Genomic DNA, 11,744 nt, shown 5'->3' on the forward strand with positions numbered 1-11,744 from the left:
GGTTCATACGAACCACTTGCACTGAGGTAACCTACCACTCCGTGCTCTTTTAAATATTCTTCGTTTGAATTATTTCCCCACACAGGAGTAACTCTAATAATGTCACTTGAAAATAACTCACCTGCTTTAAATTGAACTGGTTCAAAGCAGTCCTCTTCAATTTGAATATCACCACAGCCAAACAGACAACCAAGACCGAAGAATATCAATAAGGTACGAATATTTCTCACGTTTCTTCCTTGAGTGTATAACGCCTGCAATAAGGTGCCCCACACTGAACAAACAAAGCGCACCGAACCTCATACCAAAACCGCCGAGTGTAACGGGTCACCTTGATTGCTTTGTTAGGTCAAAATCGTGACGCGCTATACGTCCGATTTATATAATCGAACTCATATTGGACGGCATTAGCAGGACAATATTGTGGGCTATCTGCATAACAAAAACTATAAGCCATACCAAATAGACTTATAAAACAAAATCCATTTTCAAAGCGAACAAAATGGGACTTAGGTGAATAATTTGTACCAAAAACAGCTGTAGACGGTAAAGAAAAGTTCACTGCATCGGCAACATGCTGTGTATATAGACAAGCTTGAAACAACTTCGCTCGTTCGTCCCTTGTATATTCAAACCCAAAGTGGTGGACAGCTAATTCATAGCCAATTTTGATATACACAAGCTGATTTGAATACTCATCAACTTCATACACCTTTTGTACTTGAGGATGCTCAACTCTATTGATTTTGACAGTAGCTTCCGCCATAACCTTACCGGCTAATTCATTTAGTTGTGCCTCAGAAAGAACCAAATCATGTTCAGTTTTAACACGTCGCTTAAGTCGGATTTTTAGCATTTCTCGAATCTTATGAGGTTCTGTCTTGTCAGCTATTATCTCAACAATTTCACCATCAATTCCTTTGGAAACCCTGAGCTGAGGAATAGTCTTAAAAGCTAAATCATTTTGAATCTCACATTTACCGCCATACTCTTCGTTATCGAATCGGTGAATAAATGGGTTGGGAATTTTTTTGTTCTTACCTGCAATTTTTTCAACAAATCTAGGCAACTGAAAGGTGACATTATTTGCAGCTCGAGCTTCAAAACCCGCCCCCATTGAACTATTGCAATGCTTACAGACATTTTTAGCCGTTAGCCCTCCACCAATTAGTTCAGGGACAATATGCTCTATGGTTAAAGGATTACTGTCCGAAATTGGATGATGTCCCATACAAATAATGCAAATGTTCAAATATTACTCCTTTGACCTAACGCCTGCGATAAGGTGCCCCACACTAAACCAACAAAGCACACCAAACTTCATACCAAAACTGCCGAGTGTAACGGGTCACCTTGATTGCTTTGTTAGGCATTTCCACATGTGAAATTCCTACTTGGACGCCGAACTCTCAGCGTACCACAGCGCCAACCATGGGATACAGCACCCACGAATCTTCACGATACATGGTAACTATCAACACCTTAAAGCCAGCTACATTTGCATGACAGCCTAGTGAGGTGCTAATCGAGGCTGCACCACCAGACTGATGGGTTAAGTTGACAACAAGCCTTTCACAGCAGTGTATCGAGGAAGCTAGGAATGCTTACTGCCATCGTTTGAGGCAGCAAAGAACGGAACAACCTGCATTTCTCCGAACATTAAGGACAGCCTTACGATGTACGAGTGGCCTAAGATTTCCCGTTCTTGAGCGATGCGGTTACGACCAGATCAATAAGCAGGCTTTTCCCATGCCTAACGCCTGCAATAAGGTGCCCCGCACTAAACTAACAAAGCACACTGAACTCAATACCAAAACCGCCGAGTGTAACGGGTCACCTTGATTGCTTTGTTAGGGCATTTGAATCTCATATTTCAGTGGATGTCTTTTGCTCGGATAATCGTTTGCTAGAGCCTGAATTTCAACATGATCAACAAAGCCTTTTTCTGTAAAGTTGAAATCAGTACATGACCCGCACTCAAGTTCAGACGAACTAATACTCGGGCCGCAAATATACGAGAACTCGCCTAAAAAAGATTGTGATACAGGAATAGAGTTTTCATTTACATTGAAAGTGATAAAAACACCACCACCGTTGGTAAATTCTCGTTCTTCGATTGAACACCCGATCAATTGACTTCTCAGTGCATCACCTTCATCTGGATATGCATCTATAAACACTGATATCAGTAATTTTTCAAAATCATTCATTTGATAATGCCCTAACGCCAGCCATAAGGTGCGCCCCACGGAACTCACCAAGCAAACTGAACTTCAAACCAAAACTGCCGAGTGTAATGCGTCACACTTGATGGCCTTGTTATGGCAAACTCAAGGGAGCCAAGCACTTAACAGATACGCTACCGCTACAGAATAATCTGCTCCAACTCAGAACAGTCTACTCTAGCGTCAATACTTGAACAGTAATAAAGGCATAACTTCATGAACTAATTAACAAAATAAGAAGTTATTTGACAAAGAATTGCTCTTTACCAACGGGTTAAAACCGGAATCTTCAGGAAAAATAACCAGGAACCAAACATTGATAACCATAGTCCAAAATAGAACATTTTCATTCAATGAAGTTTCAGGAATTGCTATCAGCGTGAATCCTGAGCAAATCAAGCGTGCTGCGAACAAAACCAATCAATGCCGCAGTTAGTTATACCGGAAAGCGTTCAGATATATCGCCTAAAAGGAACGATTCAGTAGCTGGTAAGCTTGACTCTCTGAACAGCAAACGACCACCACGTTGCCTGTTCGCCCTTGCGCCATAACGCCGGGCATAAGGTGCACCAACACCGAACCTACCAAGCGCACTAAACTCCATACCAAAACTGCCGAGTGTAACGTGTCACCTTGATGCCTTTGTTATGGCTATATTTCAAGCAGTTAACTTGAATTTGGCACGCTACCGCCGAACAGAATTATTTACCTGCCATATGATTAAGGCATCATACAACAAACAAAAGGTATAAGTTTGAAATCGCTCAATTTTGGTCTTAAATATTAGGCACCTAGCCTCTTTTGAATGGATTTTGTGCAGGTAGTTTTAAGAGAAATTAGTCAGCAGCTAATGAAGAAAGAATTGCTCTTTACCTACTGATATAAACCGGAAGCTTCGGAAAAAATAGCAAAGATTAGAATCTGATAACCCTTAGCCAAAAGTTGAAAGCTGGTTTTCGATGAAGTTTCTGGCATTTCTGGTAGCAAACACAATAGGCAAATCAAGCGTGCTGCGGACAATACCTGACAAATTCACAGTTCGTTATACCGACAAGCGTTCAGTTATATCGCCTGAGAAGTTCGACTTAATAGCCGCTAAGCTTGACCCACAGACCTTGAAACGAAAAACACGTTGCCTGTGCTTTTTGTGCCATAACGCCGGGCATAAGGTGCGCTAACGATGAACTTACAAAACCAAATACACTTCATACCAAAACTGCCGAGTGTAAAGCGTCACCTTGATGCCTTTGTTATGTGCAAGTTAAATTTCTTCGAGATAATCTATTAGCTGCTCTAACAACCATTGATCCTGAGAATTAACAAAACCTTCCGAATCTAGCCTCTCAAGCAATTCAATTATATTTGGTTTGTAGCTAATTAACCTGCAATAAGAGATACAACATCATCTCGATCTCGCTCCATAGCTAATTTGATGGCTCCAATATTCGATTTAACTCTGAGAGGGTTAACAGTTGCAGCCTATCTTTGAACTGTGTTTTCTGTGCATCCGATACCGCAGGAAAATACCAAGATAGCCGATACCCAACATCACCTATTACTTCGCTGTCACTATCAGACGCAAAAAATATTGATATAAGTCGTTTCCATGACTCTTCTTTTGAAGATGGACCATCAGAAACCACTTGCTCCTGGATAGAGTCAAGCTTTTCTACTTCATCTTTAGTTACTGGTTGCTTGTAGTATTCGAGCGTTCGCTCAAGTAATTGATTTAACCCACGTCCTATTTCAAGAGTATTTTGCTCGTTGAGCACTTGCTTTATAACGGGAGACTTGTTACTTGTGAGTATTTCTTCAGCATGTTTAGTAAGATCAAACCAAGATGCTTTTTTCAGCGTTGGGGAATACACGACACCAATGGAAGGGATACACAAGTTTTTCCAATATTTAAAGTGACCTTTACTTGCCTTAAACGAGAAAACTTGAGCCTCACTGTCTACGAAAGAATCACCGCTTTTAACTTGAACGCCTAATAACATACCTGTAGCAACGCCATCAGGTGAAACTAGCTCCAACTGTCCATCAATTCCCACATCTGTCGATGATGTTTCTCTAAAAATTATACCTTCCGTAGAGAATACATACCCAGCATAGTGAACACCGGCCCTGCTAACCAGTTCACTTTTTGGTGCTTTCATGTTGTTTTTCTCCTAAGCACATAACGCCTGCGATAAGGTGCCCCGCACTAAACTAACAAAGCACACTGAACTTCATACCAAAACCGCCGAGTGTAATGGGTCACCTTGATTGCTTTGTTAGGCATTTCCACATGTGAAATCTCTACTTGGCCGACGAACTCTCAGCATTCTCCGCCGCCAGCCATGGGATACAGCATCCACGAATCTTGACGTAAGATAAATACTATCAACACCTTAAAGCCAACTACATTTGCATGACACCCTGATGAGATGCTAATCGAGGCTGCACCACCAGACTGATGGGTTAAGTTGACGACAAGCCTTTCACAGCGCTGTATCGAGGAAGCTAGGAATGCTTATTGCCATCGTTTGAGGCAGCAAAGAACGGATCAACGGTATTTCACCGAACATTAAGGACAGCCCTACGATGAATGAATAGCCCAAGAATTCCCGTTCTTGAGCGGTGCGGTCACGACCAGATAAATAAGCAGGTTTTTCCCATGCCTAACGCCGGGCATAAGGTGCGCTACGGCAAACTCACCAAGCGCACCAAGCTCCATACCAAAACTGCCGAGTGTAACAAGTCACCTTGATGCCTTTGTTATGCCAGCCAATATTACAAGCACTTAGCTTATTTGATAAAGCTCCAAATACAAATCTAGATGGGTGTTGAAAATGATTAACTACGTATGTGTTAATTACCTATCAATCATAAAATTAATTGGATCGTTGGTTCTAGGAACGCCATTTTCTATAGGGTAAAGCCTAGCTGTTGGCTCACATGTTGGCTCTTGCCCTTCAACTAACATACCAGCAGTTTTTAATGCAGCTATTGAGGCTAAAGCCGCAGGAATTTTACTATCCGAAGTTTGTCCGACTTTAGTAATAATTCCATTTGAAAACTCAGCGGACATATTAGATGAGCCAAATCCTGAATTGAAATCTATATTCTTTTGAACACCTGGTATACTAACCACAGATACGGAGCTTATGCATTGGTCAGTTACAGACACAAACAAATATGGCTTTGGCTCATAATAAACAAGCCCTTCTTGACCATTAAAATCAATTGAGGTGCAACCAGAAAGTACAAGTGTCAGTAAAGCACCACCATATGTCAATCTATTCATAGTATTCTCGATAAAATCTGAAAAGGTATCAATAAACTGTCCAGAGTTAGAATTCGCCTAGAGCATAACGTATCGAAATACGAACTAATAACTATGCTGAAATTTTTGCTCACATAACAGTTCCTATTAACGATTAATCCCTTGTTTTATAGGCTTTATCCTATTCCCTAAACAACCCTTGTACTATCAGATTACTGCAAAAATAGAATCTAAATTGACTTAAATAAGAGACAGGTGTGAATGACTTCCTAGGCTGTGAGGTGATGACCTCAACAGCAATTGACGACTAAATAGATAATAAGGCATAACGCCTGCGATAAGGTGCCCCACGATCAACTTACCAAGCGCACCAAACTTCAAACCAAAACTGCCGAGTCAAACGGGTCACCTTGATTGCTTTGTTATGGCGCGCTCAAGGAATCCAAGACACGCATCAGGCACGCTACCGCCGAACAGGATATTTACCTGCCATATGATTTATGCATCATATATCACTTAATGAATAGGAGGTTGAGAGATCGCAATTTTGTGATTTGTTTCAGGTAGCTACAACTTTAACCTGAGCCTTTTGGTGGGGATTTGAGCAATACTACTCGGAAGAGAAGCGGACTTAAAGCTAAAATAAGAGCCTACCCGAAAAGGACGGCCCTCTTTTAACAGTGTATATCGGTGCATAAAGGAGAAATTCAGCGAGAACAAAATAACAATCGATCGAACTACGGACTAGAACCAACGAAAGGTAAGGAAAACCAAGAGAATGTAGGAGCTTACTGGTCGAGTGAAATCAGCCACCTTAGAACGGCAATCGTGCGTGCCGCGGACAGATATCAACTAAGGCTGGTTTCATTGTAAACACCCAACACCATAACAGAGTTGGAAAGCTGCGGCTTGCTAGCTGCTAAGCACGACCCTGTGATGGTGAAGCAACAGCCACGTTGCCTGTGCTCCCCTGCGCCATAACGCCTGCAATAAGGTGCCCCGCACTGAACCAACAAAGTACACCAAACTTCATACCAAAACCGCCGAGTGTAACGGGTCACCTTGATTGCTTTGTTATGGCGCGCTCAAGGAGTCCAAGACAAGCATCGGGCACGCTACCGCCGAACAGGATCATTTATCTGCCATATGATTCATGCATCATACATTACTTAGTGAATGGGTAATTGAGAGATCGCAATTTTGTGATTTGTTTCAGGTAGCTACAACTTTATCCTGAGCCTTTTGGCGGGAATTTGAGCAAGATTTACTCGGAAGAAGAATGGGCTTACAGCTAAATTAAGAACCTACACGAAAAGATCAGCTCTCACCTATCGGTGTAAATCAGTGCATGAAGGAAAAATGCAGTAAGCACAACACTACAATCGAGCGAGCTGCAAACTGGAGCCAATAGAAGTAAAGGAAAACCAGGAGCCTACTGATTAAGTGAAAATAGTCACCTCAAAACGGCAATCGTGCGTGCCGCGGACAATTACCGACTAAGGCTGGTTTCATTGTAAACATCCAACACCATAACAGAATTGGAAAACTGCTCATTTCTAGCAGCTAAGCACGACTCTAGTATGATGAAGCGACTGCCACGCTGCCTGTGCTCCCCTGCGCCATAACGCCTGCAATAAGGTGCNCCNCRCARAACCANCAAARCRCACTRAACTTCATACCAAAACCGCCGAGTGTAAYGNGTCACCTTGATTGCYTTGTTAGCAGCCCGAGCGGAAATGCCGAGGTATCAAAGAGTAGATATGGTCGGTGAACAATCCAGATCCGATCTTAACTGCAGCTTTCAAGAATTTGAAATGATAATGTCAACAACACTCACATACTATGATCTCAGTGCTCTCCAGCACATTCCAATGAAAAGATTAACGACAAACGACGGATGGCTTTGTTTACAGCATCTTGGTAATCACATGAATAATTTAGTAAAAGTATCACGGAAAATCACAAACAAGAAAATTGTAGAAAAAAGCAACATTACGAGTGATACGCATAAAATATACAGCCTATGATACCTATCATTATATTCAGCGATGCGCTTCCAAAACATTTCTTTACCAGTGAAAAAGGAAATAATGTTCTTTATTGAAAGCATAATACAGTATAGAAACATTGCTGCGGCAGCACCTATCATTCCCATAAATTCTAATTGTTCGAATAGCATACCTAAGCCATAAAACGTGACAAATAATACTAAACAAACAACCATTGGCTTATTAATATTTGGAAGTTGCTTCACTATTACTCTCCATGGCTGCTAACGCCTGCAATAAGGTGCCCCGCACTAAACCAACAAAGTACACCGAACTTCATACCAAAACCGCCGAGTGTAACGGGTCACCTTGATTGCCTTGTTAGCTGCGACCTTGGAACACATTTCGTAGATCAGTCACAAAAGGAACTAAGCATGTCTGATCTATCTTAAATCCAAACTCCAAATTCTGAGTAAAATCGCCATACTCAGTAAAGCAACCGCTGACTAAAACATGGCCAAGTTTGGTCACTTCAAACTTTACGAAATGAGCATGGTAGTCTTCTTTTAGTTCTGCACTTCCAACTATGTTTTCAGCCATTTTTTCAATGTTTTCAACAAAACTCTGCCCATTGTCAAAATATACTTGCCCGCAATAGCCAAACCCTCTAGAGGAAACAAGAACTCGACACTTAAATGAGCCACCTCTAAATAACTCAAAATTAGTCATTTCAAAGACCAATTCATCATCGTTGGTTAATAGTTTTACCACTGTTGTATTTATTGACTTTAACTTCATACTTTCCTTTAGCAGCTAACGCCTGCAATAAGGTGCCCCACGCTAAAACCAACAAAGTTCACCGAACTTCATACCAAAACCGCCGAGTGTAACGGGTCACCTTGATTGCTTTGTTATAACCCCGAAAGAATCAGCTTAATGTCAGTTTTGTGATCCCCCAATATGAACTGTCTTTTTCTGTACACCGCCAACCTAATCTCTCTAGCTCTTTGGTAACTGACCTATTAATCAGACCGTGGCCAAATACAGCAACCTTTTGATGCTGATTAGCTAGCTCTGCGAAATCTAACGCAACACTTTTAGCTCTAGCTTGCGCGTCTTTGAGCGATTCAACCTTAGCATTAAATCCAAGCAACCAAAGAAAACGGTTGATTAATAACCAATTGTTCACACTAAGTATGAATGGTATTTTATGTCGAGGTACGTCCATTTCTCGAGCATCCCTCAATTTTAAGTCAGGCTCTTTCAATAAACAGAGAGTTGCTGAATGTATTGCACGACGTAAATCGCTTGAAACAATATAGTGTCCGCATAACTGCGGCTTTAGATATGCCGGAGGCTTACTATCAATTGATATCTCTGAAAAATTGTAGCTCCTAACCCACAACGCAAACTCCTTTGGCGTCAGTTTTGGATTCGTTGAACCTGTAGGCTTACCGTGCCTGATAAGTACTATTTCCACTAATTTTCACAGCCCAATAAAACAATGATTTATTGACTGTAGCAAACACCTCTCCGATTTATTACCAGTGTTTTTTATGAATACTCAATTTAGCAATAGAATTAGAGTATTTGCGACTCGATTCAACAAATAGCTCAAAACGATTTACATCATTACACATGAAACTCTGTCGTATTTTCATGGGGTTATAACGCCTGCGATAAGGTGTGCCCCACTGAACATGCAAAGCACACTGAACTCCGTACCAAAACCGCCGAGTGTAACGCATCACCTTGATTGCCTTGTTATAAAAAATTATCACAGAACTCTACGGCTGGCTTCATCTATAACTTTAGAATGAAACCTAGTATTTAAACGCTCACCAGAAGGACACTTGATTGTACGTTCGCCCTCTGTAATTGAGATGTGCTCACACCAAGTAACAATGGCAAATTGAACTTCGGAAGTAGCTAATGGTTGCTTGTCTTTACACCAATCTGCGACTGTCATTATATGCTTGCTATTTATATTACCCATCTCTAGTTCTTGAACACGACTCTTGACCTCTGAAACGTCATCCTTAACTTCAGAAACGTCGCTCTTTACATTTTTAACCTCAACTTTAATCATTTCTTGGTCAGCGATAGTGTCAGCTATTGCCCTCGCATTTTGTGCTACGACTTCAGCCAGCTGTGCTTTCGGGGATACATGAGTTGAAAGTGGAGGTGGATAAACACCAAATTTTTGGAGTGAAGGAACTACTTTATGGTAAAGCCATCGTTGAAAGTTTTTTCCTGCCTGGGATTTATCAGAGCCCATAACACGATTTAAACCTGGTTGAGTAATGAATATTTCGTCTTCGCCATTAAAGGCTGCACTTTCCACATCAACTGGAATTCGAATATATTCATCATCATCTAAGTCTTTAACTTGCGATTTAATAAGACTAGGGATATGTTTTGAAGGAAATCTCTCATCTATTTCCTTATTTTCTCTTGTCAATGTCACAAACACATCACGAAGTGAAATATATAGAATTTCGTCTACATAACAAGTCCTGATATCGTTAATTCCAGAATCACCCTCGTAGCACAAATTCATCAACTGACTATCCATCGTATCTCCTATATCATTTTTTATAACGCCCTGCCATAAAACGCCAGCAACGCATTACGACAATATTTGATTAACCACCGTAAACACTAAGCCAATTCATACCTAGAATGCCGAGCGTTGATGGTCGTTTTGATGGCTTTGTTATGCGAAAAGTCTTACAGCGATAACTCAGTCTTAAGATAAGAGCGACTCACTGATAATTTTTCAAGGGCGTCGCACTCTGGTTCATGCTCGACAACTAACCACTCTACCGAAGAGTTTTTATTTAACTCTTTGACAATACTTACAATATCAACTGAACCTTGACCTAATGCGACAGACTCTGAACCTAAAAAGTCTCTTAAATGAGAATACGAAATTCTACCTCTATGTTGATTCAAGAATGTTACTGGATCAACTCCAGCCATGTGCAGCCAACCAGTATCTACAGAGAATTTAATCAAGGATGGATCAAGTTGATCAGCTAAAACATCAAAAGGACTAATTCCATCATCAGAACATCTAAACTCAAAATCATGGTTATGATAATGAACGTTGATACCTTCCAGTTTCAACAATTTTGCCTTCTCATTTAGAAATTTACATGTATTTCTGAAGTTATGTAAACTTTGGTCATGCCAGCCTAATGGACCGGATATACATACATTTTGACAATAATTGGACTGCAAATGACCGATAATCGCAGGCAAGTCACGCAAGTTATCAGGGCCAGTATGCAGCGCCGAATACTGTAAATCATATTCTTTCGTATAAGGATAGACATCCATAAAAAAAAGCAATTCAATAAAATAATAAACTACCTCAACCAGGGGTCCAAAAATATAATCTCACTAATTTAAAAAACACGCTTTAGCTCAGATTGAAGAAAAGCATAAAACTCAACACATACAAACACAACGCCCCCCTACGCATTTAACGCCTGCGATAAGGTGCCCCGCACCAAACTAACAAAGCACACCGAACTCCAAACCAAAACCGCCGAGTGTAACGGGTCACCTTGATTGCTTTGTTAGGCATTTCCACATGTGAAATTCCTACTTGGCCGCCGAACTCTCAGCGCAGTCCGCTGCCAACCATGGGATACAGCACCCACGAAACATCAAATAACACCAAAACTATCAACACCTTAAAGCCAGATACATTTACATGACAGCCTGACGAGAAGCTAATCAAGGCTGCATCACTGAACGAATGGGTTAAGTAAACAACAAGCCTTTCACAGCAATGCAACGAGGAATACTAAGAACCTTTATTGCAACAGCCGGAGGCACCAAAGAACAAAACAACCTGCAGTTCACAGAACTTTAAGGACAGCCATACAATGAACGAATAGACAAAGAGTTCCCGTTCTTGGGCGACGTGGTTACGACCAAATAAAAAAGCAGGCTTTACCCATGCCTAACGCCTGGGATAAGGTGCGCCACGAGGAACTCACCAAACCCACTAAACTTCAAACCAAAAATGCCGAGTCAAACAAGTCACCTTGATACCTTTGTTATGCAACTCCATCCATTAATACGATCATACTTGGCCGAAAATCCTTCCATGCATGATGAATCTGCGACATACAAGCAACAAACACAGGCTCTGCTAATTGCGATTTACTTTCAACTATTTGAGCCAAACCATCTTGCATGACAACCTGATACGGAGAAGCTTGGCTGCTGCACCAGACCAATAGTCAAAGAAAT

General features: G+C 41.1%; 10 protein-coding genes. All 10 read right to left on the bottom strand.

The genetic code is table 11. The features are described from left to right. Window positions 1–230 (bottom strand): hypothetical protein (locus L4D19_RS00005; protein WP_428450592.1); only part of this gene is annotated, 230 nt, incomplete at its 3' end. Between the two features lie 119 nt (window positions 231–349). Continuing rightward, a complete protein-coding gene (locus L4D19_RS00010; protein WP_428450593.1) occupies window positions 350–1,252 on the bottom strand; it encodes an HNH endonuclease in 903 nt (300 codons plus the stop codon). 598 nt (window positions 1,253–1,850) lie between these two features. Then, window positions 1,851–2,249, bottom strand: a complete 399-nt coding sequence (locus tag L4D19_RS00015) for a hypothetical protein (protein ID WP_428450594.1) — start codon at window positions 2,247–2,249, stop codon at window positions 1,851–1,853. Between the two features lie 1,400 nt (window positions 2,250–3,649). Continuing rightward, window positions 3,650–4,381, bottom strand: a complete 732-nt coding sequence (locus tag L4D19_RS00020) for a DUF4365 domain-containing protein (RefSeq protein ID WP_428450595.1) — start codon at window positions 4,379–4,381, stop codon at window positions 3,650–3,652. Between the two features lie 698 nt (window positions 4,382–5,079). After that, window positions 5,080–5,511 (bottom strand): hypothetical protein, encoded by a 432-nt coding sequence (locus tag L4D19_RS00025; protein ID WP_428450596.1) that lies wholly within the window; start codon window positions 5,509–5,511, stop codon window positions 5,080–5,082. A 1,903-nt stretch (window positions 5,512–7,414) separates the two neighbouring features. Further along, the gene (locus tag L4D19_RS00030; protein ID WP_428450597.1) at window positions 7,415–7,744 is read right to left on the bottom strand and encodes a hypothetical protein; all 330 of its coding nucleotides are present in this window, start codon (window positions 7,742–7,744) and stop codon (window positions 7,415–7,417) included. 115 nt (window positions 7,745–7,859) lie between these two features. Further along, entirely contained in the window at window positions 7,860–8,276 is a 417-nt protein-coding gene (locus L4D19_RS00035) for a WapI family immunity protein (RefSeq protein WP_428450598.1), read from the bottom strand. Window positions 8,277–8,406: 130 nt separating this feature from the next. After that, complete coding sequence (locus tag L4D19_RS00040) at window positions 8,407–8,958, bottom strand: histidine phosphatase family protein (RefSeq protein ID WP_428450599.1); 552 nt, start codon at window positions 8,956–8,958, stop codon at window positions 8,407–8,409. A gap of 297 nt (window positions 8,959–9,255) precedes the next feature. Further along, window positions 9,256–10,053, bottom strand: a complete 798-nt coding sequence (locus L4D19_RS00045; RefSeq protein ID WP_428450600.1) for a BRO-like protein — start codon at window positions 10,051–10,053, stop codon at window positions 9,256–9,258. Between the two features lie 155 nt (window positions 10,054–10,208). Continuing rightward, window positions 10,209–10,820, bottom strand: a complete 612-nt coding sequence (locus L4D19_RS00050; RefSeq protein WP_428450601.1) for a sugar phosphate isomerase/epimerase family protein — start codon at window positions 10,818–10,820, stop codon at window positions 10,209–10,211. Window positions 10,821–11,744: the final 924 nt, after the last annotated feature.

The organism is Photobacterium kasasachensis, assembly GCF_050336885.1.
GTDB classification, from domain to species: Bacteria; Pseudomonadota; Gammaproteobacteria; order Enterobacterales; family Vibrionaceae; genus Photobacterium; species Photobacterium kasasachensis.